Below are 24190 nucleotides of genomic sequence, written 5' to 3' on the forward strand. Positions count from 1 at the left end.
CGTGCGACGTATGAGAGCCAGCTTTCCTGATCACGAACGCGACAGCGGTCTCACCCTCATCGAACTCATCGTGGCGATGATGATCTTTGCGCTGATTGCCGCCGGTATTTCGGTGTCGGTGACCAGTGTGCTCTCAATGACGTCTGGCTCTCGGGCCCGCGTCGCTGCGACCAACCTCGCTGCAAGCGAGATCGACCTCGTGCGCTCATACGAGGATGTATTCAAGGTCCTGACCAAGAGCACGACGAAGACCGTCGACGGCACCACGTTCACCGTTCGACGGTCGACCTCCTGGGTCTCCACCGCTGGAACGGACGTCAGCTGCAGCAGCGCCGGTGGAGCACTGCAATACAAGCGCGTCAACGTCAAGGTGGAATGGGCGGGGAATCCAGGCGCGGATGTTCGGTCGGACACGCTGCTCACGCCGGGTAGTCGGATCAACGAGCCGACGACCGGAACGATTCTCGTGTCGGTCAAGGCGGCGTCCGGGCAGGGGACGCCAGACGTGACGATCAGCGCGGTCGCTACCGCGAGTGGAGGAGCGATCACCACGACGCCTCCGAAAACCGACGCCGACGGCTGTAGCTACCTTCTCAAAGTGGTACCCGGCACGTACAAGGTCGCCATCGCCAAGGCCGGAAACGTCGACAACCTGCACAGTCCCTCGCCCACGTTGTCGGTCACAGTGCTGGCTGGCCAGTCGACCGCCGCAGCTTTCGCATACGACACGGCGGCCACCTACAACGTCAAATACGTAGCAACGCCCGCACCTGCCGCCGCTCTGCCCAACGCCATTGCAGTTCCAACCACCGTGGAGTCCAGTATTTTCGGCGGAGGTGTTCCCGTCGTGCGTTCCCTCTCGTCCTCCATGAGCCTGTTCCCGCAGCCGGCCGGATACCAGATGGTGACCGGCGCCTTCGCTGTGGAGACCGCGACGAAGCCCTGCACCGTCGTAGACCCGACGGCCTGGCTCGATGACGAAAGTGTTGTCCCGCCGCGGACGGGTCAGCTTCCCGGCCTCGTTGCCGCGACGCCGCCGTCCAGCGCAGACATCGATGTGCCGGTTGGCGTCGTCACCGTCAAAGGTGACAGCAACGGGTCTCGTTACCTTTTCGCAGAACGGGTGACATCGACAGTCGTGTCTCCCACCGGCCAGCCCGCTTGCGCGCAGCCGGCGACCTATTCGTTCGCGGCTCAGATCATTCCGACCAACTCGAACTCCCTCATCACCGTCGGCCTTCCCTTCGGGTCGTGGAGGTTGTACACCAGCACGCACGCCGATGGTCGTTCGCCGATCGCCCTTACAACCACTCGAGTGACCGTGCGGACATCTGCACAGCCGGCCACTGGTTCCAGCGTCTTCGTGCTCGACCCTCGGGCGGTGGCACCATGATCCCGCTCCGCACACGTCTGGCTTCACTCAAGAAAGACGCAGAACGAGGGATCACGATGGTGGAACTCGTGGTGTCGATGTTGCTGCTGTCGATCGTGATGACCATTGTCGTATCGCTTCTCATGAGCATCACCAATGCTGCTGCGCTCAGTCAAGGCATCGATGCGAGCAGCAAAACCGCGTCCAACGCCATGAACGAGCTGGCCCAGGTCGTGCGAAACGGGGCGACGGTGCCGGTGAAGAACAACATCGTTCCGCAGCCCGCGTTCGTGTCGGCTGCACCGGAATCGCTGACCATCCACTCCGTGCTCGATTCGTCGGGTTCGATGCTGGTGCCCGTCAGAGTCGGTTTCACCGTCAATGCGAAGCGTCAACTCATCGAGCACCGGTGGACAGCCTCTGTCACCGACGGGTATTACACCTGGCCAACCGGCGTGGCCGTCACATCCCGGAACCTCAGCGGTTCACTCCTGATCCCCGAAGCGGGCGGCACTCCGCTCTTCACGTACCTCGACAGTCTGGGAAATAGGCTGGCGATGGGGACAGACAACAAGTTGACCGCTGCAAACCTGGCGAAGGTCCGGTCGATCACGATCACGATGCGCGTCGAGGCGGAAGGTGGAGCGACCGGCGAGATCATCGAACTGGTCAACACGATCGGTCTCCCTAATCTGGGAGAGGTCAGGACCGGATGAAATACTCAGTGGCACGATTCCTTCGTCTGAAGGGGGAGGAGGGTGCAGCACTCGTCATGGTGATCGTCCTCGGCGCCGTGATGATGATGGTCGCCGGTACCGCGATCACGATAGCCGTCAGCGGGGCGCGAAGTTCTAAGACAAGTGAGGACTGGAACGCAGCGCTTGCCGCTGCTTACGCCGGTGTCGAGGAATATCAGAACCGGCTCGCGAACGATAGTACGTACAGTAAATACGGCAACCCGGCATCCACCTTCTCGTCGACATCCGCGAGCAACGTCGCTCTTCCGTCGGCTCCGGTAAATCCTGCGTTCGGGGTCGGAGTTGCAGACACCTGGGCGACAGTACCGGGCAGCGATGGCCTAGCCTCATTCCGCTACGAAGTCGACAACTCTCGCTATTCAGCGAGCGGCATCCTGACTCTCCGGTCCACAGGTCGGGTCGGGACTTCGACGAGAACCGTGGTTGCTGACCTCAAACAGAAGGGGTTCATCGACTTTCTCTACTTCACCAACTTCGAGGTTCGCGACCCCAGCATGGGCGGCGCCAGCTGCACTCCGACCTACAGCTGGGACGTTCCCAACAGCTGTACGAAGATCCAGTTCGCCGCGAACGACGAGATCAACGGGCCGATGCACTCGAACGACACTCTGAGTCTGTGCGGAACGTTCAAAGGCGAAGTGACGACGGCAAACAACAGGACTCCCAATTATGAGAAAGCCTGCTCGAGCCCGACGTTCGAAGCAGGCGCACCCAAAACCGGACAGACTCTTCCGATGCCGCCAACCAACGCGGAAATGAAGCGAGAGACCAGGTCGGATCTGACGACTCAGGACGTTCCGCGGCCAGGCTGCCTGTATACCGGTCCGACCCAGATCACCATGTCCAGCACCGGGACGATGACGGTCAAATCGCCGTACTCGAAATACACGAACGTCGCCGGTGCCGCTTCTGCCTCAGGTACAAATCCCGCACAGTGCGGCCAGCCCGGCACGAACACCGGTCAGCTCGGGTCGGCCGGGGGCGCAACCATCGACGTCATCGATCAGAACCTCGTGTACGTGCAGGATGTGCCCACAACGATCGGCGATGTCAACCGCACGGCGCCCGGAACGTATCCATCCAACTTCGTCTGCACGAACGGCGACTCGAATACGACCAAGGGCGGATGGGTGTTCTCGACTGGTGCCGCCACCTCCCAGTATCCGATGAAGAACGAAGTCGCGGCAGCGGCGGTGAACCCGGTGCACTACGGGTGCCGAAGCGGCGATGTCTACGTCAAGGGCACGATCAAAGGTGCAATGACGATCGCTGCGCAGAGTTACGTCTATGTGGTTGACGACGTGCTTTACACGGATGCCGGGAACGACATCCTCGGGCTGGTCGGCGGAAACTCTGTGTGGGTGTGGAACCCGATTGAATGCACCAGATACCAGACGGATTGGCGCGGAAATCCGACATCCGTTTGCGCCGAATCGAAATTCGCGCTTGAGAAGAACCGCACGATCAACGCGGCCGTCCTCGCGGTCGCGCATTCATTCCTGGCCCAGAACTACGACAAAGGGTCGAGTAAGCGGGGCACGTTGACGGTGAACGGTGCGATTGCACAAAAGTTCAGAGGTCCGGTGGCGACAACGGGCGACACCGGCTACGACAAGCAGTACAACTACGACCTGAGGCTTCGAGTTACAGCACCACCAAAATTCCTGTCGCCGACATCGACGACGTACGGAGTCAGTCAGATCGGCAGCGTAGGAGCGGCCTTCAACGCGAACGGGGGAGCCGGCTGATGGACGCTGGACTCACTTCCCTCACTGTGGTCCTTGCTGCTTTCATCGGTGTGCTCGGCCTGCTCATCGGCTCGTTCCTCAACGTCGTCGTGTACCGAGTGCCCGCCGGCATGTCCATCGTGTCCCCGCCGAGCGCGTGCCCGGGCTGTGGCTCGGAGATCAAGGCCTACGACAACGTCCCGGTGCTGTCGTGGCTGGCACTTCGGGGCAAGTGTCGTTCGTGCCACGAGCCGATCTCAGCGCGCTACCCGCTCGTCGAGGCCGGTGTCGGAGTGTTTTTCGCCGTTGTTGCGGTCTGGTGGTGGGTGGCGGCCGCACCGGCGGTCTCGACAAGCTCTATCGCCGGCGTGGGCTCGATCATCGGTGTCAGCTCGACCAGCGAGACCGTAGCGAGCGTCCTCATCCTCGTCGCGTTCCTGTGGCTCGCCGGCGTCAGCGTCTCGCTGGCCCTCATCGACCTCGACACGCACAAGCTCCCGAACGCGATCGTCCTGCCGAGTTATCTCGTCGGCGGCGTTCTGCTCGCTGCTGCCGGCATCCTGAACGGTGACATCGACGCACTGATTCGTGCTGCAGTCGGGATGGCCGCGCTGTGGGCCGCGTATTTCCTGCTGGCGATGCTCTACCCCGGCGGCATGGGGTTCGGCGACGTCAAGCTCGCCGGCGTTCTCGGCATCTACCTCGGCTTCGTCGGCTGGGGAGCGCTGCTCGTCGGGGCATTCGCCGCGTTCTTCCTCGGCGGCATCTACGCGATCGCCCTTCTGCTCTCGAAAAAGGCGGGCCGCAAGAGCGGCATCCCGTTCGGCCCGTGGATGCTCGCGGGCGCCTGGGTCGGCATCTTCGCCGGCAACACACTATGGACTTCCTACCTCTCGCTGCTCGGTGTGGCTTAGGTACGGGAAAGCAAGGGGAAACACCATGTCAACAAGCGTTGTGGGAATCGACATCGGCAGTGTCGCGATCCGGGCCGTCGAACTCAAGGATCCGGACAAAGCAAAGCCGACGCTGCTGCGCTACTCGGAGCTTCCGTTGCCCGCCGGCGCGGTGAACCGCGGTGAAGTGATCGAGCCGAACACCGTCTCATCGGTACTGAAACGGTTGTGGTCCACCGGCGGATTCAAGACCAAGAATGTGGTCATCGGCATGGGCAACCAGCGAGTTCTCGCTCGCGACCTCACGGTGCCGAAGATGTCTCAGACCCGCATTCGCGAAGGCCTGCCGTACCAGGTGCAGGAACTCCTGCCGGTGCCGGTCACCGAGGCGATGCTCGACTTCTATCCCGTCTCTGAAGAAACGACCGATTCGGGCACTGTGGTCCACGGACTCCTCATTGCAGCGATCAAGGAAGCAGTGCTCGGCAACGTGCGCGCAGTCGAAAAATCCGGGCTGACGACGACCGGGGTCGACCTCATCCCGTTCGCCCTCTCGCGGGTGCTTCTCCGAAACGGTCACGCGACCGGAACCGTCGCCATCGTCGACATCGGCGCGAGCGCCACAACGGTGGTGATCGCGTCGAACGGCGTTCCGCAGTTCCTCCGGATCATCCCGGCCGGTGGTGATGACCTGACAACGGCCCTCGCCCAGCGGCTCGAGATCGAGACGGCTCAGGCTGAGGGATTGAAACGTGGAGTGGGGCTGCGTACGCGGGTCGATGACCCGCAGTACCAGCGTCCGATGGAGATCATCAACGAGGTGACGAGCGAACTCCTCGGCAGCGCGCGGAACACGCTTGAGTACTTCAGCACGTCACGACCGGATGCCCCGGTCGAACGAATTCTCCTCACCGGCGGGGGAGCCCACCTCGACGGTTTGCCAGACGCACTCGCCGAACTCACTCGAACCCCGGTGGTTCCGGTCGACCCCTTTGCCGGACTGGCCATCTCGAAGTCGATCAAACCGGACGAGCTTCGTGCCAACCAGTCGGGCATTCTCGTTGCACTGGGCCTCGCACTCGGGAGCGCAGCATGAGCAAGACAACAGACATTCTGATCGTCGGCGGTGCCCCACGATCTGACCTTCTCCCGAACGAGATCCGGCAGGAGCACAAAGGCCGACGCACCCGGCGCAAGCTGATCTGGGGAATCTTCGGAGTCGTGCTGCTGGTCTTCGTCGGCACGGGAGCGAGCTACTATTTCGCCCTCACCTCGCAGACGCAGCTGGCTGTTGCGCAGAACCGTACGAACGAACTGCTCCTCGAGCAACAGAAGTACACCGAGGTCCGAATCGTCCAGGACGAGCTCTCGACGGTCGAAGCCGGCCAGCGCGTCGGCGCAGCGACCGAGGTCGACTGGAAGTCCTACATCGACAAGATCGAGGCGAGCCTGCCAGCCAACGTCGCGATCATGGAGGTCGTGATCGACGGAGCCTCGCCGCTCGCCGACTACACCCAGCCAGAGGCACCCCTGCAAGGCATGCGCGTGGCGACACTCACCTTCGGCGCCTGGACGTCTGCTCTGCCCGATACGGATGCCTGGCTCGTCGCGCTGAGCGCCCTCCCGGGTTTCACGGACGCGAACCCCGATTCGATCAAGTTCGATGAAGAGGTGCAGCTGTACGAAACGGTCGTCACGATGCACATCAACGAAGGCGCCTGGTCCGAGAGGTTCGTGCCCGAAGACGAGAAAGCGGCGAATCAAGACGCCGCTGACGATGCTGAATCAGAGCAGACGGCCAAGGAGGAGGACTGATCATGGACAAGACAAAGATCTGGATTCTCGCCTCGGCAATCGTGATGGTCGGCATCCTGGCGCTGGGCTGGTTCGTCGGAGTCGACCCGCAGTTGAAAGCGAAGGCATCGACCGACGAACAACGCATCTCAGTCGAAGCGCAGAACACAGCCACCGAGCTCACGATCGTGAAACTCAAGAAGGACTTCGAGACCATCGATGACCTGAAGACACAGCTGGCCGGCCTTCGCGGCTCGATCCCGGCCGAGGGGCAGCTGCCGTCGTTCCTGACCCAGCTCGATACCCTCGCCGCCGCGAGCAACTCGAAGGTGACGTCGCTCACGGTGTCGGAGGCCATTCCGTACACGGCCCCCGCCACGTCGGTTGCGCCGGTCGAAGAACCCGTCGATAGCGAAGGAGAAGCCCCGGATGCCGACGCGGCAGCCGAGCCCGAAGCGCCGGACGTCCCTGACACGATCACCGACCCGCGCATCACCCCGGAGAACTTCGTAGCGATTCCGGTCGAAGTGCAGGTGGAAGGCGATCGCGACGCGGCTCGGGCATTCATCAGCGAGTTGCAGCATGGTCCTCGGCTGTTCATGGCAACGAACATCACCATCGCCCCGATCGAAGACAAGCCCGGGGTATTCACCGCGACCATCAGCGGCTACGTCTACGTGTTGTTGAAGGAGTAGGTCCCGTTCAACAGGTGTGATCGTCGATAGCGCACGTTCAACAGGTGGAATCGGCCGGTTCTGAGCGCGGTCACCTGCGGAGTGTTTCCGTGAAACGACCCGAGAATCGGCCCGTGTTTTCCCTCGCTGAGACGTTCCACATGGGCAATTGCGACTGCTGCTTTGTCGGGGTGGGATGTCAGTGGTCGGGTGCACACTTATCGTATGAACACCCCGATCAATGATGATTTCCCGGCAGGCCCCGAGCCCGACCGGGGATCGTCCGAGGGGGAACTCGGGGCGGGGGTTCTGGAGGCGCATCTCGACCGTATCGGTCGGTTGTCGTCAGACGAATTGTTGACCCTCATCGCCGACGCCGCTCGGCTGGTCCGACGGGCTGAAGCCGTTCTGGTCGCCGGGTCCCGCGAGGTCGCGAAACGCTCCGACAAGGCGTTCGGGTCGAAAGGGCTCGCAGCGCGTCACGGCTATGCCCGGCCGTCGTTTCTGTTGGAGCAGGTCACCGGGGTCTCATCGCGCACCGCGAATCGGTATTTGAGAGTCGGGGCGTTGACCGCCGCACGGGTATCAGACACCGGCGGAGCGTTGCCGGCCTTGTATCCCGCGGTCAGGGACGCGCTGAGCGCCGGTCTGCTGGGCGTCGAGGCGGCAGAAGTGATCACGAAAGCGTTGGAAGAGGCCGCGCCGCGGGCATCCGTCGATGATCTGGGAACAGCGGAGGTGGCGTTGGTGGGTCAGGCGACCGGGGAGACGGTGCCGGGCGGGATCGCGGTGCCGACGGATCTGATCGCCGGGCAGGCTCGGTTGTGGAAAGACTGCCTCGACCCCAACGGCATCGAACCGCGGGCGGAGTCAGCGTTCGGGCGCCGGGACTTCTGGGTTTCTCGCAAGGTCGAGAACGATCTGGTTGCGTTCGGCGGCCAGCTCACCGTCGACGTCGCGGCGAAACTGCACGCCCTGCTCGGTGCCGTCCTCACGCCGCGCAGTGCCCCACAATGTCTACCAGGCGGTGACGAGTCAGGCGAGTCCACCCCGGCCAACGAGTGGACCACAGCCGGTGGCAGCGCCCCGAAGCTTCAGGAGACGCGGACGCCGGGGCAGCAACGCGCCGACGTGTTCGCCGCGATGATCGATTCCCTGGCCCGGTCCGGCGACATGCCCACCAGCGGTGGGGCAGCGCCCACGGTTCTCGTCACCGTCTCGGCAGACACCCTCGCGAAGAAGCAGGGCACCGGGCAGACAGTCGGAGTCCCTGATCCGATCCCCTACTCCGCGATCGAGCAGATTCTCTGCGACGCGATCATCCAACCCGTGGGTTTGGACCCCGGTGGTGGGGTCGCGGCGCTCGGCACCCGACAACGCACCTTCAACCGAGTACAACGCGAGGCGATCATCGCCCGTGACGGACCCACCTGCTTCGAGTGTGGCATCCCCGCCATCGGCTGTGAGGTCCACCATGTCGTCCCGTGGTCAGAAGGCGGAACAACCACCGTCGATAACGGAGTGATTCTCTGCTGGTCGGATCACCGCAAGATGCACGCTGGCGAGTGGACGATGATCATGGTCGACGGTAAACCGGTCAGCATCCCGCCGGCCTGGATGACCCGCAAACCCTACTTCCACTGAGCCCTTGGTTCCACCGAGCTGGTGGTTCCGAAGCCGAGCAGTGGGCAGAGCTGAGCGGTTGGGCACAAAACAAAGCTGTTGGGCATAAACGGGAGGAATAGCACGTTCCCCTCCGATGTAACAGCGCGTCACGAGAATTTGGCGCGCCAGGCGCAGCGACTTACGCTCGCTTGCCGGAGTACGCGCAGAGTCCGATCGACCTGCATGCTCCGGTCCACTTCGAAAGGGAAACCCACCATGTCTTCACGTTCCGTCCTGTCAAAGCTCGCCGCAGCTGCCACCGTCGCCGGCCTCGCCGTCACCCTGTCGGCCTGCTCGGCGTCCACAGGTTCCGGGACCGCGTCGACCGACTCCGACAGCGCCCTCGACCGCGTCACCGAAGCCGGTGTTCTCATCGTCGGAACGGAAGGCACCTACAAACCCTTCAGCTACCACGAGGGCGGAGCGGGTGACCTCACCGGCTACGACATCGACGTCGTCACCGCCGTCGCCGAAAAGCTCGACCTCGAGCTGCAGTTCGAAGAGACCCAATGGGACGGCATTTTCGCCGGTCTCGAAGCCGGCCGCTTCGACATCATCGCCAACCAGGTTTCGATCAATGACGAGCGCGAAGAGCAGTACACCCTGACCGAGCCGTACACGGTCTCGCCCGGTGCTCTGATCGTCGCCAAGGACAACACCGACATCACCTCGCTCGAGGACCTCGCAGGCAAGACCACGGCCCAGTCGCTCACGAGCAATTGGTACGAGGTCGCCGAGACCGCCGGCGCCACCGTCGAAGGCGTCGAAGGCTGGGCACAGGCCGTCGAGCTCCTCGAACAGGGCCGCGTCGACGCCACCGTCAACGACAAGCTGACCTTCCTCGACTTCCTCAAGCAGAAGCCGGATGCCGGCATCAAGATCGTCGCCGAGACCGAAGACCCGTCGCGGAGCGCGTTCGCACTCAAAAAGGGCAGCGACGACCTCGCTGACGCCATCAACGAGGCCCTCACCGAACTGAGCGAAGACGGCACACTCGCCGAGATCTCTGAAAAGTACTTCGGCGAAGACGTGAGCAAGTAGCCTCGGCTCCTGCGATACTTCCCTCATGACTGAGTGGGAACTGGTCGTCAGCTCGTTCTGGCCGCTGCTGTCCGGGGCCATCACGGGCACCATCCCGCTGTCGCTGATCTCGTTCGCGGTCGGGCTCGTGATTGCGCTCCTGGTGGCGCTGATGAGACTGTCGCGCAACGCGATCGTCTCCGCGATCGCGCGGATCTACATCTCCATCATCCGCGGCACCCCACTGCTCGTGCAGCTGTTCGTGATCTTCTACGGGTTGCCGTCGATCGGCGTGAAACTCGACCCGTGGCCGAGCGCGATCATCGCGTTCTCGCTCAACGTCGGCGGGTACGCCGCCGAAGTCATCCGGGCCGCGATCCTGTCTGTGCACCAGGGGCAGTGGGAAGCCGCGTACACGATCGGGATGTCACGCAGGCGGGCTCTCCGGCGGATCATCCTTCCGCAGGCGGCGAGGGTCTCGGTCCCGCCGCTGTCAAACACCTTCATCAGCCTCGTCAAGGACACCTCTCTTGCATCGCTGATCCTCGTCACCGAGATGTTCAAACAGGCGCAGAAGATCGCTGCGTTCAGCAGCGAGTTCATGTTGGTCTACCTCGAGGCCGCCCTGATCTACTGGCTGATCTGCCTGGTACTCTCCTCGGGGCAGAACGTTCTCGAAAAGAGACTGGACCGCTATGTCGCCCACTGACCGCACCGCCCCTGATGCCCTCCTGACCGTCACAGGGCTGCACAAATCCTTCGGCGACAACGAGGTGCTCAAGGGCATCGACCTCGCCGTCCGCCGCGGCAAGGTCCTCGTGCTCATCGGGCCGTCAGGCTCAGGCAAGACAACCGTTCTGCGGTCGATCAACGGTCTCGAGATTCCGGATGCCGGCATCGTCACGTCGACAGACGGCATCCGTGTCGACTACTCGGCCAAGCCGCCGAAGAAAGACATCCTCACGCTCCGAGATCGCACGGCCATGGTGTTCCAGCACTACAACCTGTTTCCCCACATGACCGTACTGGAGAACATCATCGAGGGCCCTGTGCAGGTCCAAGGGGTATCGAAGACGGTGGCGACAGAAGAAGCCGTCGCTCTGCTCGAACGTGTCGGTCTCGCCGAGAAGCGTGACGTCTACCCGTTCCAGCTCTCCGGAGGCCAGGCGCAGCGGGTGGGGATCGTTCGCGCCCTCGCACTCAAACCGCAGCTCCTGCTCTTCGACGAACCGACCAGTGCGCTCGACCCGGAGCTCGTGGGCGATGTGCTCGCCGTGATGAAGGAACTCGCAGACGAGGGCTGGACGATGGTCGTCGTCACCCACGAACTCGCCTTCGCCAGACAGGTCGCCGACGAGGTCCTCTTCATGGACGGCGGCGTCATCGTCGAACGCGGCGCTCCGAAAGACATCTTCACCGCGCCGAAACAGGAGCGGACGAAGCAGTTCCTCCACCGCATCCTCTCGCCGCTGGATTGAATCGGCCTGCGCAGACGACCCGCGCGGTTCCGCGGAAATGCGCTCATCCGCCGGTACAGTGACTCCCACGGGGCAGATCAGGCCCCGATCGACGAGGAGTGTCACCATGAGCAACACCACCCCCGATCCGGGCAAGCCCAGCGACGGAACCACCCCGGAGGCTGTGCCCTCCGACACGACGGCCGACCCGCAGGCCACGCCCGAGGCGACCTCAGACGAGTTCGACCCGGATGCCTTCCGTGACTCGCGTCCGGAAGAGACCGCGAGCAACGACGCAGCCCCCGGCGACACCGCCGTGCTCGACACCCCCGTCGACCAGTCTCCCGTTTCGGACGCCGGTGCTGAAAGCTCCTCAGCAACCGCTCACCACCACACTCCCGAGGTTGCCGACCACGCTTACGCCGAGCAGGCCGACACCCACGTCCTGTCGTCGTCCGAGCCCACGGTTCTCACCCAGGCAGACCTGCATGCAGACCAGGTGCGCGCTGAAGAGTCCGAGCATGCCGGCGACACCGCCGTTGCTCCCGTGTACACCGACTCGACCGCTCCGGTCGCGCCGACGCCCGCGAACTACGACCGCGTCGAACCCGCCCCCGTGCGCCAGCCGGTCTACGTACAGGCACCGAGCGAGCCCAAGGCCAAGGGCAACCGCGGATTCGGCATCCTCGTCTCGCTCCTCGCCACCGTCGTCTTCGCAGCGATCTACGCGGTCGTCCTCGCGCTGCTGCTCGTCGCCAACAACGGGTCGGTCGACGTCGTCAACGACGTCGTCGTCAAGGCCCCGTTCTGGATTCCGGTGATCTTCTTCTTCGTCGGCATGGTCCTCGTCGTCGCCGTGGTGAACCGCGGTGGCTGGTGGGCATACGTTCTCGGTGGCTTCGTGGTCGCCGCGATCGTCTACGGCTCCTACCTCGGTGGAGTGCTCATCGAGCAGGCCTCACGCATCACCCCGAGCGAGGTCGCCGGAGTGGTCCAGAACGCCCTGTTCTCGCCCGCAGCCGTCGTCGCATTCGTCATCGGCCGCGAGGTTCCCATCTGGTTCGGCGCCTGGATCGCCGCACGGGGTCGCAAGGTCAAGGAACGCAACGTCGAGGCCAGGAACGAGTACGAGCGCATCCTCGACCAGGGTCCCGTCGTCTCCTGACGTGGTGACGACGTGCCCCGGAGATGGGTAGTTCTCCCCGGGGCAGGCTCGCACCCCGTTGGCTAAGCTGATGGCCGGGCAGGATGCCCCACCATCGACAACCGGTCGGGTTCGGCCGGGATTGCCTGTGGCCCTGCAGGAACGTGGGGCATGACCCGAGGAGCGACCGTGACCGTCACCCCTGCAGTGGCGTCCGAAGCGCCGGAGATCGGCTTTCTTCCCGACGGGCGGCCTGACCCGGAGTATGCGACGGCCGTCGGCCTCGTTGCAGCACCCCGTCTGCGTCGCTCCCTAGCGTTCGCGGTCGACGCGGTTATCTGGGGCGTCATCGCTGCGACCGGTCTGATCGGCGCCCTTCCGTTGCTGGCCGAATTGCAGGCCGGTGATGTCACACCCACGACGCTCGCTCGCAGCGACAACTTCGGCACCGCGCTCCTGTTCTACGTCGTCACCCAGTCGCTGCTTTTCGTCCTCGGCCTCGTGCAACTGATCCTCCACGGCATCCGCGGGGTGACCTTCGGCAAGATGATCTTCGGACTGCGGACCGTCCGCGCGTCGACCTTCGCAAAACCCGGGTTCTGGCGAATCGTCGCCCGCGCCGTCGTGATGTACCTGTCTGCCGTCATCGTGCCCTTTCTCGGTGTCATCGTCTTCCTGCTCTCTCCGATCTGGGACCCGCAGCGCCGAGGACGGGGCTGGCACGACCGGATGTTCACCGTCTGGATGGTCGATGTCCGCACAGGCCTCGACCCCACCGACGCGAAAGCCCTCCGCCTTGCCCGAAAAGCAGCGAGCGCCGGGCCCGCCGTCGAGCAGATCGTGCTTCCGTCGCTGGCCACCCGCGCCGGCCATGCGTCAGACGTCGAGTTCGTGCCCAGTGCGCGGTCGAGCTCGGGAGTCATCGCCGCGCACGCCCCTCTGGACACACCCGGTCCCCTCGAACCGTGGGACCCGCCCGCCATCGGAAACGGCACAGCGGCAGGCGACGTCCCGTCCGCTCCGGCGACGGCATCCGCCCCTGTCCCGCCTGACGCATCAGCACCTCCGCTGCCCCGGCAGGAGCCCGTGCAGCAGCCAACGTCCGAAGCGGTCGGCCTGGCTCCGTCAGCTTTTCTCCGTTTCGACGACGGAGCCGTGATCCATGTGCACGGGACCGGGCTCCTCGGCCGCAACCCCGAGCCCCGCCCGGGTGAGACGGTGCAATACGTGATTCCGGTTCCGGATTCCACCCTGCAGATCTCCAAGACGCACGCGAGTTTCGGCTTCGACGACCGCGGGTTCTGGATCTCAGACCGCAACTCAAGCAACGGCACCACGGTGATCCCGCCGTCCGGCGAACCGCTGGAGCTCACCGCCGGACAACGAGAGTACCTCGTCCCCGGCTCCTCTGTTCTGATCGGCGGACGCCGATTCTCCGTCGAGGTCGGGTCCAGCGCCGCATGACCCCTCCCTGCCGACAGCTACCCACGAAGGAACTTCCATGAAGGTCAAGCTCACGCTCCTGCGGCAGGCCGGCTCGTCGGTCGACATCATCATCACGGCGGACTCGACCGCGACGGTGCAGGACATCGCGCGATCGATCGCCGAGACGGATCCGCTCACCGCTCACCTGTCGAAGGACGGCCTCTCGGTCCTCACCCTGTCGGTCGCGCCGCCCACGTCCAGTGACCTCGTTCCGCTGCACCCCGACGTGCTCATCGGTGAGGCGCCACTGGGCTCCGGCTTCCAGGCGTCCGTGATTTCCCTCGGGACGTCGAACGCGCTGCGTACCCCGCAGGACCTTGAGGCGAGCCCGGTGGCCGCTGTCGTCCGCGTGCATTCCGGACCCGATGCAGGTAAAGACTTCCACGTGCCGCAGGGGCACAGCACGCTCGGCCGCGGCGCCGACGCCGACATCGTGCTCAACGACCCCCTGGTCTCGAAACGTCACGCCAGGCTCGAGGTGACCGGCGGGCTCGAGCTCGTCGATCTCAACTCCGCGAACGGTGTCCTCGTCGACGGTGGTCTCGTGCAGCGTGTGAAAGTCATCCCTGGGCAGCGCATCATTCTCGGTGACAGCGAGATCAGCATCACCCCGGTCGGGTCATCGGTTGCCGGAGGGGACATCGTTCTCGAACGGGGCGGCGGACTGATGTTCAACCGGTCTCCGCGCGTCGAAGTGCGTTACCCCGGCGTCGAATACCCGCACCCTAAGGTGCCGGCCGAGGCGGATCCCCGGGTGTTCCCGTGGCCGATGGTCGTCGCACCAGCCATGCTCGGCGTCGCCATGTTCTTCATCTTCGACCGGCCCGCTGCCCTGCTCATGGTGTTCATGTCCCCGCTCATGATGCTGGGAAACTTCGTCGGGCAGCGCACCCAGAGCGGCAAGAAGCTCAAACGGGAGATCGACACCTTCGAGCAGCAGATCGAGAAGCTCGAAGACGACCTCGTCGGCCAGGTCGCCATCGAACGGGACCGCAGGCACGCCGAAGCCCCCGCCGTCGCGACGGTCTACGAAGCGGCGATGCGACTCGGCGGGATGCTGTGGACACGGCGTCCCGAGCACTGGAACTTCCTCTCGATCCGCCTCGGCGTCGGCCGCGCCCGATCTAGGAACACCGTCTCAGACGGCGGGAACAACAACGGGATCCCCGAGTACTCGCAACGCGTGGATGAACTCACGTCGAGTTACGAATGGGTCGACGACGTGCCCGTGGTCGAGTTGCTGCCCAGCGCGGGTGCCATCGGCATCGCCGGGTCACGGGAGGTCGCCGCAGACATCCTGCGGGGAATCGGTGTGCAGTTGTTCGGTCTCCACGCGCCGAACGAACTGGTGACGGCAGCCATCGTCGACCCGTCCTGGACCAACGAGCTCGAGTGGATGAAATGGCTGCCGCACACGACAAGCCCGAAATCACCGTTTGCTGAGATGTCGCTGGCAGACAGCCAGTCTGCCGGAACGGCGCTCCTCAACGGCCTCGAAGAAGCCATCCTCGGCCGGCTCTCCGGAACTCCGAGCAGGCTGGGACCCCTTCGCGATTCAGAGTCGTCGATGGTACTCGGCTCACGAGTCGGCGAGACCGGCGCGGCAGTCGGCGCCCTCGAAGGCGACGTCGCCCTGCTCCTCATCGTCTCGAGCGATGCTCCGATCGATCGACCGCGCCTCACCCAGGTGATCGAGCGGGGACCGGACGCCGGGATCTACACGATCTTCGTCGGCCCCACCGTCGAGTCGCTGCCGGCGGCGTGCCGCACGTTCATCGACGCCACAGCGGGGATGGACGCCGCGCGTGTCGGTTACGTGCGAGCGGGGGAGGACTACACCGACGTCAAGGTGGAGGGTGTGTCGAATGCGTACGCGCACCTCTTCGCGAAGCGCCTTGCACCCGTCGTCGACTCGAGCACGGTCACCGCAGACTCGAGCGACCTCCCGAGGAGCGTGTCGCTTCTCAAACTCGTGGGTACCGACATGGCCTCTCAGCCAGGCGCAGCGATCGAACGCTGGGCTCAGAACAACTCAATCGTCGACCGTTCGGGTGCACAGCTTGGTCGGCTGAAGCGTGCGGGAACGCTCAAGGCCTACATCGGGCAGGCCAGCCCGGATGCCATGTCGCTTGACCTGCGCACCCAGGGTCCCCACGCCCTCGTCGGCGGAACCACCGGTTCAGGAAAGTCGGAGTTCCTCCAGGCCTGGGTCCTCGGCATGGCGGCCGAGTACAGTCCGGACCGCGTGACCTTCCTGTTCGTCGACTACAAGGGAGGGTCGGCATTCGCCGACTGCGTCGAGCTGCCGCACTGTGTAGGACTCGTCACCGACCTCAGCCCTCACCTCGTGCGCCGAGCGCTCACCAGCCTTCGAGCCGAACTCCACCACCGCGAGCACCTGTTCAACCGCAAGAAGGCCAAGGACCTGCTCGAGCTCGAGAAACGCCGGGACCCGGAGACGCCCCCTGCACTCGTGCTCGTGATCGACGAGTTCGCCGCCCTCGCCGGCGAGGTACCCGAGTTCGTCGACGGAGTCGTCGACATCGCCCAGCGCGGCCGCTCCCTCGGAATCCACCTGATCATGGCCACCCAGCGACCGGCAGGTGTGATCAAGGACAACCTCCGGGCCAACACCAACCTGCGGGTCGCCCTGCGGATGGCAGATGTGTCCGACTCCAACGACGTCGTCGGCGACCCCGTCGCGGGCACGTTCGACCCGTCCATCCCCGGCCGCGGTATCGCCAAGACCGGGCCGGGCAGGCTCGTTCCCTTCCAGTCCGGTTATGCCGGTGGGTGGACCAACGAGGAGGTCGACGAGGCACAGGTCAAGATCGCCGAGCTTCGATTCGGTTCGATCGTCGTCTGGGAGACGGATGCCGGCCCCGAGTCCGACTCGCACACCGAAGACCTCGGCCCCAACGACCAGAAGCGCATCGTGAAGAACCTCATCGAGGCCACGAAGGAAGCCAGGATCCCGGCACCTCGGCGCCCCTGGCTCGATGACCTCCGGGTCGAGGTCGACCTGCGGGAGTTGCCGCTCGTCGGAGACAACCGCATTCCGCTCGGCCTCGCAGACATCCCCGAGCGTCAGTTGCAGGAACCGGTGTACTTCGAGCCGGACACCGACGGGCACATGCTCCTCTACGGGACCGGTGGCGCCGGTAAATCCGCCGCTCTTCGCTCCATCGCGACGGCGATCGGCGCGAACCCCGAGATGGGTGCCGCGCAGGTGTACGGCCTCGACTTCGGTACCGGCGCGCTGCGGTCGGTCGAGATCCTTCCCCACGTGGGCTCGATCGTGTCGGGTGACGACGCCGAGCGTGTGCAGCGCCTGCTCCGCACGCTCCGATCGATGCTCGACGACCGCGCGAAACGGTACTCCGAGGTGAACGCCGCCAGCCTCACCGAGTATCGCGAGCTGAGCGGGCGCACAACCGAACCGCGCGTGGTGCTTCTCATCGATGGCTTCGGCACATTCAAACAGGAGTGGGAGACGACCTCAGCGCGTTCGCCGTACTACAACATCTTCATGCGGATCCTGGGTGAGGGCCGGCCGCTCGGAATCCACGCCGTGGCATCCGCTGATCGATACGGCGCGGTCCCGACCGCCGTCAGCGCAAACGTCCCCAAGCGCATCGTCCTGCGACTCTCCGATGACAACTCCTATGCCATCCTCGGAGCGCCCAAAGACGTCCTCAACGAGCGAAGCGGCCCCGGTCGGGCGATCGTCGACGGCTTCGAAACCCAGCTCGCGGTGATGGGTGGAACGTCGAATGTCGCCAAGCAGACCGCAGCGCTGCACGAGTTCGCCGAACAGCTCCGCGCCCGCGGAGCCATCGAGGTCGGTGAGATCGGCGCACTGCCGACCGAGCTCAAGGTGCAGGACCTGCCAGATTCGGTCGACGGGCTGCCCGTCATCGGTATCTCGGACGATGTGCTCGGCCCGAAGGGGTTCGAACCGATCGGGACCTTCGTCGTCGCCGGGCCGCCGCGCAGCGGAAAGTCCAATGCGCTGCGGGCCCTCATCATCGCCATGGCACGACTGGACCCGGAGGCGAAGTTCTTCCACATCGGTGGCAGGCGCGCCGTGCTCAGAGGCTTCAGGCCGTGGGTCAGGTCGGCGTCGTCTGTGGACGATGTCAGAGCACTCGCCAAGGAACTCACCGGCATCATCCCGGACGAGACGATCCCCGGCCGGATCGTCATCGTGCTCGAGAACGTCACCGAATTCGCCGACTCAGACGCCGAGCGGCCGCTCAAGGAAATGTTCCAGGCTCTCAACCGCAGTGACCACTTCCTTATGGGCGACGGCGACGTCACGCAGCTCGGGTCGGGTTACGGCTTCATCGGCGACTTCAAGGGCGGGCGTCGCGGAATCGTGCTCAAACCGGACACGTACGATGGCGACTCGTTGTTCAAGGTGCCGTTCCCGCGCGTGCAGAGACACGAGTTCCCCGAAGGCCGTGGTCTTTTCGTCGAGAACGGGCGTGCGGTCACTGTGCAGATGCCACTCGTCCCCGAAGACTGAGCCCTCCCGGGACCCGGGGGGTGATGGGGAGGACTCCCCATGGCCTCGTCGGATGCCGCTCGATAGGCTGAAGCCGAACGCACGAAATGGGGGGACCGGATGAGCGACATCATGCTCGACCTCGAACGACTTCGCACCGCCAACGAGGGGTTGGTGAACTCGATCAGCGAGTTCGAAAACGCTGCGAAGCGCAACGACGAGCTCGAAAAAAGCATCGGACGTCCGGATGACCGGAGCGCTCTCCGTGACAAGGCGAGCGACTTCGAAAGCGCCTGGAATGACAAACGTGAGGCACTTCTTGAGAATCTCACCGGCATCCAGGAACACCTGCAGGCAATCGTCGACAACTGGCACACCGTCGACACGGATGCCGCAGCGGCGATGACTGCGGACACCACGACCGTCCCATCACAGGCAAGGTAGACGATGGCACTGACTTCACCGACCAAGGGTTACGAACTCCGGCATCTCGAGGGCAAACCCACCGACATCAACACCCGCGGCAACGACCTCGTCACGCTCGGACAGCAGATGGCGGCCACGGCGCAGGCGCTCAAGGACATCGCCGATTCGGGCATGCACAAGAGCATGGGCACAGACAAGCTCAAGGAAGCCGCTGACGAGACTCACGCAGACCTCGACCAGGCGGCGACCAGATACGAGTTGACCGGCGCGGTTCTGGTGACGTACGCCGGCGTGCTCGAGACCGCACAGAACTGGATCGACCCTCGCATCGAAGACATCACAGCGGCCGAGGAGAGCTATCAGAGCGCTGTCGACGCGAAGAACGACGCGCAGGGCCAGGTCGATGATCTCGACCGGACCTGGATCTGGGAAGACGACCCGACACCCGCGGACCGGGACCAGGCTTCAGACGCGCTCGGAACGGCGTCGACCGCCCTCACCTCGGCTTCGACAGCTCGCGATACGCTCTGGAGCGAGTTCGAGACGACGTTCACCACCTGGTCGAACGGGTACGACACCGCTGTCGGCGATCTCGAGAAGGCGATGGAGACCGCGGGCAACAATGACGGCTTCTGGGAGAATCTCGGGGACTTCCTCGAGGTCCTCGGCTGGGTCATCGCGGTTCTTGCCGTCATCGCACTCTTCGTCTCCGGACCGTTCGGTCTGCTTCTGATGGGACTGATCGCTGTGCTCAGCGTCGTCCACTTCGTCGGGACGCTCGCTTCGGCCATCTCAGGACATACGACCTGGGACCAGGTGGTCTGGAGCGCCGTCGGCCTGGTGACCTTCGGCGCTGGCGCCGCGATCGCCAAGGTGATGTCCAAGACCGCACCGGGACTTGCGCGCGTGATGGCATCCGGTCGTGGTGTCCTGTATCAGGCGGTCCGTTCGACACTGCCGCAAGCACGCTTCTTCACCCCGTTCAAGAACATCGGCAACTGGTGGGCTGCACGTGGGGTCGCCCGCGCCGGCACACCGAAGCCGGGCTGGCTCGTCAACCCGTTCACCAGCATCCGCACGGGAAGCACAGGTACCGCCAGGATCAACAGCTTCCTCAACAACATGGGACGCAACTGGGGCACGCAGTTCCCGGAGGTCGCACAGTGGGCGAATGCCACACGGGGAACCGTGATGCCCGGTCTCGGCACCCAGGCCACCCAGGTCGCGACCTGGACCACGGGAACAGTGGCCAGCTGGGGCAGCAACCTCGGCGTATTGCCTCGATTCGGATGACCTCGGCGACGGCGCTAGTCTGACGACATGATGCCATTCAACCCGCTCGAGGCGCCGCCAGGCGTCGCGCGGCAGTACCTGATCGGGCGCGGGATCTTTATGGTCGGGGCGTTCAGCATGCTCGCGATCGTGCTGTTCATGTTCGTGTCCGGGCTGCTCGCAGGCGGCCAGTTCGGACCGACGAGCGACGTGAAGTGGGACGTCATCGTTCCCTGGCCGCTTCTCACGATCCCGGCCTGGCTGGTCATCGCTATCTGCGTCCTGCCCGCGCTCGGAGCGGTCATTCTCGCGCCGAAAGCGACCTGGGAGCAGGCGCCTGAATTCATCTTCATGCTCGCCGTCACCGTGGTCCTCTTCGTTCTGTTGCCGCTCGGCCTTTCCCGCATGTACCCGGATGCCGGCGCCGCCGTATTCGACGACAGATACCCGGAACTGGGACTGGCTCAGCACTGGATCGGAGCCCTCCCGCAGGTTCTCACGCTCGCGGTCCTCGGCATCCGGTTCGCCATGCTCGTTCCGGCATACAACACCGCCGTCCGGCGGAGCAGGGAGAACCCTTCGTGAGCACACTGGCCGACGAACTTCGGCAGCCCGCGGCGCCGTCCACCTTCCGTGTACTGTTGCCGCCAGGCTGGGCCCAGCACCAGCCCAACGAGGAGGGCAGGCAGAAGCTCGCCGAGAGCATCCGTGCCCGGTTCAAGCAGGCCGGGCGCCCCGACCTCGACGTCAAGCTCTCGTTCATGCTCAACCGGCAGTGGACGGCGCTCGGCCGGATGGGCGCCGTCGCCCTCTACCTCCCCACCGAAGATACCGAGGTGCCGATGCCGATGACCGTTGTCGCTGTCCCGTACACGGTCAAGGCTGGAGAGACGCTCGACGCGGATGTCCGCAAACGTGCACGCGGTCCCGTCGAGACGTACGACCTTCCGTTCAGCCGCGTATACCGGTGGATCGAGACCCAGAACAACGTCAACAGTGAAGCAGGCGCGTCAGCACGCTCGATCTCGTACCTGTATCCGGTTCCAGGCAGGAACCCGACTCGGGGGATGCTCCTCGCGACGAGCATCCTTCACCTCCAGTCGGGGGAGTCGGACGAGATGCTCGAGTCGCTGACCACCCTGTCCGATGCGATTGCGGAGACCTTTCGATGGAAATGAACACAGTCGGGTACTCCGTCGATGTCGATCCGGCGCTGTGGGTGCCCGTGCCCCTCGAATTCCCCACGAACGAGTGGCCGAACGCCCAGGTGTGGGCCGAGACGACGGTTCGCTCGCTCATGACCGACATGGAGATCCCTGACGAACTGCACGGGGACCTTGAACGGCTGGCGCTCTCGATCGCGGCGAGCGACTCCCCTCTGCCCGGCGCGGAGGGGCGGTTCTGGTATTTTCCCGTGACAGGGGGGATGATGCAGATCGCCCACCTCTATGCGTCGACGAGGGATGCCGTCGACGACCTCACGCTGGTCGAGGTCGCCGTCGGCGGGCGCGACGAACCGGAGCCTCAGCGGGCCGACAGCGTGCAGTTCGCCGGCTTCGACGACGCGTGGCGAGTCGTCCTGCTCGGCACGCTCCCCGGAGACGACGAACAGGTCCCCGTCGGACACATCCGCTTCATCGGAGAAGCGAAGGGCATCATCGTCATGCTCGATGTCACGGGAACAGACCTGGCGGTGCTCGGTGTGATGGAGAGCCACCTCGCGTCTCTCTTCGCCTCGATCCGGATCGGCACCGCTGCAGAACTCACCAGCCCGAACGTGGGGACTTCTGCCCATTGAGTAGTGTGTGGAGAGTTCAGTAGCGTAGCAATCACGAGGTCCGTAGGGGGCCGAAACCGAAACGGAAAGGTCGAACATGGCTGACTTCAAGGCGTCATACGGCGAAATGGAAAGCATGGCGGGAAGGCTCGAGCAGGGTCGCGAAGACATTGCAGACATCCTCCGCACTCTCAAGAGCGGCGTCGATACGCTTCTCGGCGATGATTTCAAGACGGAGCACGCATCCGGCAAGTTCGGCGAAGGCTACACGGAGCTCACAACAGGGCTCGAGACGGCTATCGACGGCATCAAGGACATGGGTGAGTCGCTCCGCAAGATGCAGCAGGCGATCAAGGACACCGACGCAGCGCTCGCAGGCCAGTAACACCAGCTTTTATCCGAACGGTGGGGAGACGCGGAAGCGTCTCCCCACCGTTCTCTTGAGACTTCGTCTTCATCTCGCACACCGCTGTCGTAAGGGAGCCCGGCCATGGCCGACGTCTACATCAAGGTCGAACACCTCAACCAGTTGAACGGTTCGCTGAAGCAGATCCTCGTCGAATTCAACGATGCGGCAACGCGCACCGACAAGCTCCAGGAAATGATCGACAGCCCGGATGGACGCACGGAGCTTCGCGACAAGACCCACGACTTCGAGGGCGGCTGGGACGACAGGCGCAACGCGCTTATCGAAAAGCTGACCGGCATCCAGGCAGCCGTTGAAAGCACCTGCACCGGATGGCAGGAGTTCGATGCAGACGCAGCCCAGCAGCTGAAGGTCAACAAGAACACCGGCGCCAACCTACCCACCCGATAACAGCCCTTCCCACCCGAACACAGCGCGGAGCTCAGCAGATGGAAACCAAGAACGGGCACAACGTCGCTGTCATCGTCGGCAACGCGGCAGGCATCCAGGACCGCGGTCGTGAGATCGAGGACCTCGGCGATCAGATGGAGGGTGCCTCAGACGTGCTCCGCGAGATCGGCGAAGGGGCGACCGAAGAAAAGGGCCGTTCCATCGAGCGGATTCAGAAAGAAGTCGGCGACGTCCACGAGGAACTGAAGCTCGCCGGTGAGCGCTACAAGCCAACCGGCACCGCCATGAAGAATTACGGCCGCATACTCGATTCAGTGCAGATCGCCATGCGGCGCATCGTCACCGAAGCCGAGACCGCCAAGCAGGAGCTCGATACGAAGAGATCCGCAGCCGTCTCGGCAGCGGAGACCGCCGATTCGGCTCCGGAACCCGCCCCGGACGATACGGCAGCGGCCACCGCGAACACGGAACTCGACGACGCAGCGACCGCCGCGGACACCGCAGCCGGGGACGCGCAGGATGCACTCGACGAACAGCTGCGGCTGTTCGACGTCGAGTGGGATACCTGGGACGCTGCGTACGACGACGCCCTCTCGGCGATCAATGACGCAACAGAGGGCAACGTCACCGACGACTGGACAGACAACCTCGCGGGTGTCGTCGAGGTCGTGCTCGAAGTTCTCAGCTGGGTCGGTGTCGCCCTCGCCATCGCCGCCCTCATCATCGGCGGCCCGATCATCGCGGCCATCGCTGCCGTAGTCGGAATCATCGCCCTGATCGGGACGATATACCTCGCCGCCAAGGGCAGGCGTGGAGCAGGGGACGTCGCGTGGGCCGTCGTCGGGATCCTTCCGTTCGGCAAACTGGGCAAGCTCTTCCAGAAGGGCAAGCGTCTCACCGGCCTGACCGAGTTCTTCACCGGTCCGTTCGTCGACACGGTGACACCGTTCCGCCGGATGCGGGCTCTCTCCGGCCTCGCAGACAATGCCTCTGGTTTCCGCGCAGGTGGAGGCCTTGGCCAGCGTGCCGCGGACGGCCTCGCCGCCCGGTTCGGTTCGGAGTTCTCGAACTTCGGCGGAGCGGGACCCCGCAACATCATCAGTCGCATCGTCGGCGGGTCGAGCAGGGGGTACTCGGTGGCGTTCGCTGAGAACTTCGCCAACCTCTCTGCCCACCACCAGAGGGTCGTCACCCCGCACCTCGGCGTCCTCGCCGATGTCATCGCAAGCGGCTCGAAGGGCGTACCGACGAGCGAGGCCATCTTCAACGTGGCTGAGTTCGCCGTCAAGAAGGAACGCCAGGTCGAAGCCCGGGTCAATGACGTCGTCGCCATGACGTCGCCCGACCCGGTGGACGCCTGGCGGGAACAGCTCACCCGCTAGCGGCACAACGGCAGATCGAC

22 protein-coding genes are annotated in these 24190 nt (G+C 64.4%); all 22 read left to right on the top strand.

Annotation, left to right across the window (positions count from 1 at the left end):
- Positions 1-10: 10 nt before the first annotated feature.
- The 22 genes from IWX78_RS09600 to IWX78_RS09705 all read left to right on the top strand — a co-directional run bounded on the left by IWX78_RS09600 (position 11) and on the right by IWX78_RS09705 (position 24170).
- A complete protein-coding gene (locus IWX78_RS09600) occupies positions 11-1393 on the top strand; it encodes a prepilin-type N-terminal cleavage/methylation domain-containing protein (RefSeq protein ID WP_334684703.1) in 1383 nt (460 codons plus the stop codon).
- Positions 1390-2088, top strand: a complete 699-nt coding sequence (locus IWX78_RS09605) for a PilW family protein (protein ID WP_196833322.1) — start codon at positions 1390-1392, stop codon at positions 2086-2088. Before IWX78_RS09600 ends, IWX78_RS09605 begins: the two co-directional genes overlap by 4 nt.
- Entirely contained in the window at positions 2085-3878 is a 1794-nt protein-coding gene (locus IWX78_RS09610; protein ID WP_196833323.1) for a hypothetical protein, read from the top strand. The genes IWX78_RS09605 and IWX78_RS09610 overlap by 4 nt, the downstream gene beginning before the upstream one ends.
- Positions 3878-4771, top strand: a complete 894-nt coding sequence (locus tag IWX78_RS09615) for a prepilin peptidase (protein ID WP_196833324.1) — start codon at positions 3878-3880, stop codon at positions 4769-4771. Before IWX78_RS09610 ends, IWX78_RS09615 begins: the two co-directional genes overlap by 1 nt.
- A gap of 25 nt (positions 4772-4796) precedes the next feature.
- Complete coding sequence (pilM, locus tag IWX78_RS09620) at positions 4797-5846, top strand: type IV pilus assembly protein PilM (RefSeq protein ID WP_196833325.1); 1050 nt, start codon at positions 4797-4799, stop codon at positions 5844-5846.
- Positions 5843-6565 (top strand): hypothetical protein, encoded by a 723-nt coding sequence (locus tag IWX78_RS09625; RefSeq protein ID WP_196833326.1) that lies wholly within the window; start codon positions 5843-5845, stop codon positions 6563-6565. The genes pilM and IWX78_RS09625 overlap by 4 nt, the downstream gene beginning before the upstream one ends.
- 2 nt (positions 6566-6567) lie before the next feature.
- Positions 6568-7239, top strand: a complete 672-nt coding sequence (locus IWX78_RS09630) for a hypothetical protein (RefSeq protein ID WP_196833327.1) — start codon at positions 6568-6570, stop codon at positions 7237-7239.
- A 204-nt stretch (positions 7240-7443) separates the two neighbouring features.
- Positions 7444-8862 carry an HNH endonuclease gene (locus IWX78_RS09635; RefSeq protein ID WP_196833328.1) on the top strand — a complete coding sequence of 473 codons (1419 nt, stop codon included), beginning with the start codon at positions 7444-7446 and terminating at the stop codon, positions 8860-8862.
- A 237-nt stretch (positions 8863-9099) separates the two neighbouring features.
- Complete coding sequence (locus IWX78_RS09640; protein ID WP_196833329.1) at positions 9100-9924, top strand: amino acid ABC transporter substrate-binding protein; 825 nt, start codon at positions 9100-9102, stop codon at positions 9922-9924.
- Positions 9925-9949: 25 nt separating this feature from the next.
- The gene (locus tag IWX78_RS09645) at positions 9950-10612 is read left to right on the top strand and encodes an amino acid ABC transporter permease (RefSeq protein WP_196833330.1); all 663 of its coding nucleotides are present in this window, start codon (positions 9950-9952) and stop codon (positions 10610-10612) included.
- Positions 10599-11381, top strand: coding sequence for an amino acid ABC transporter ATP-binding protein (locus IWX78_RS09650; RefSeq protein ID WP_196833331.1), 783 nt, complete (start codon positions 10599-10601; stop codon positions 11379-11381). Before IWX78_RS09645 ends, IWX78_RS09650 begins: the two co-directional genes overlap by 14 nt.
- Positions 11382-11487: 106 nt before the next feature.
- Complete coding sequence (locus tag IWX78_RS09655) at positions 11488-12525, top strand: hypothetical protein (protein ID WP_196833332.1); 1038 nt, start codon at positions 11488-11490, stop codon at positions 12523-12525.
- 168 nt (positions 12526-12693) lie between these two features.
- Positions 12694-13968 carry an RDD family protein gene (locus IWX78_RS09660; RefSeq protein WP_196833333.1) on the top strand — a complete coding sequence of 425 codons (1275 nt, stop codon included), beginning with the start codon at positions 12694-12696 and terminating at the stop codon, positions 13966-13968.
- A gap of 37 nt (positions 13969-14005) precedes the next feature.
- The gene (locus IWX78_RS09665; RefSeq protein WP_196833334.1) at positions 14006-18517 is read left to right on the top strand and encodes an FtsK/SpoIIIE domain-containing protein; all 4512 of its coding nucleotides are present in this window, start codon (positions 14006-14008) and stop codon (positions 18515-18517) included.
- A gap of 99 nt (positions 18518-18616) precedes the next feature.
- Positions 18617-18940: a hypothetical protein gene (locus IWX78_RS09670; protein WP_196833335.1), complete on the top strand. Its 324-nt coding sequence runs from the start codon at positions 18617-18619 to the stop codon at positions 18938-18940.
- A 3-nt stretch (positions 18941-18943) separates the two neighbouring features.
- The gene (locus IWX78_RS09675) at positions 18944-20215 is read left to right on the top strand and encodes a putative T7SS-secreted protein (protein ID WP_196833336.1); all 1272 of its coding nucleotides are present in this window, start codon (positions 18944-18946) and stop codon (positions 20213-20215) included.
- A 27-nt stretch (positions 20216-20242) separates the two neighbouring features.
- Complete coding sequence (locus tag IWX78_RS09680; RefSeq protein WP_196833337.1) at positions 20243-20779, top strand: hypothetical protein; 537 nt, start codon at positions 20243-20245, stop codon at positions 20777-20779.
- Positions 20776-21372, top strand: a complete 597-nt coding sequence (locus IWX78_RS09685; RefSeq protein WP_196833338.1) for a hypothetical protein — start codon at positions 20776-20778, stop codon at positions 21370-21372. The genes IWX78_RS09680 and IWX78_RS09685 overlap by 4 nt, the downstream gene beginning before the upstream one ends.
- Positions 21363-21992 carry a hypothetical protein gene (locus tag IWX78_RS09690; RefSeq protein ID WP_196833339.1) on the top strand — a complete coding sequence of 210 codons (630 nt, stop codon included), beginning with the start codon at positions 21363-21365 and terminating at the stop codon, positions 21990-21992. The genes IWX78_RS09685 and IWX78_RS09690 overlap by 10 nt, the downstream gene beginning before the upstream one ends.
- A 76-nt stretch (positions 21993-22068) precedes the next feature.
- Entirely contained in the window at positions 22069-22356 is a 288-nt protein-coding gene (locus IWX78_RS09695) for a WXG100 family type VII secretion target (RefSeq protein WP_196833340.1), read from the top strand.
- Between the two features lie 105 nt (positions 22357-22461).
- Positions 22462-22788 carry a hypothetical protein gene (locus IWX78_RS09700; RefSeq protein WP_196833341.1) on the top strand — a complete coding sequence of 109 codons (327 nt, stop codon included), beginning with the start codon at positions 22462-22464 and terminating at the stop codon, positions 22786-22788.
- A 38-nt stretch (positions 22789-22826) separates the two neighbouring features.
- Positions 22827-24170: a hypothetical protein gene (locus tag IWX78_RS09705; protein WP_196833342.1), complete on the top strand. Its 1344-nt coding sequence runs from the start codon at positions 22827-22829 to the stop codon at positions 24168-24170.
- Positions 24171-24190: the final 20 nt, after the last annotated feature.

Origin of the sequence: Mycetocola sp. CAN_C7 (assembly GCF_015752285.1) — a bacterium.
GTDB lineage: Bacteria > Actinomycetota > Actinomycetes > Actinomycetales > Microbacteriaceae > Mycetocola_A.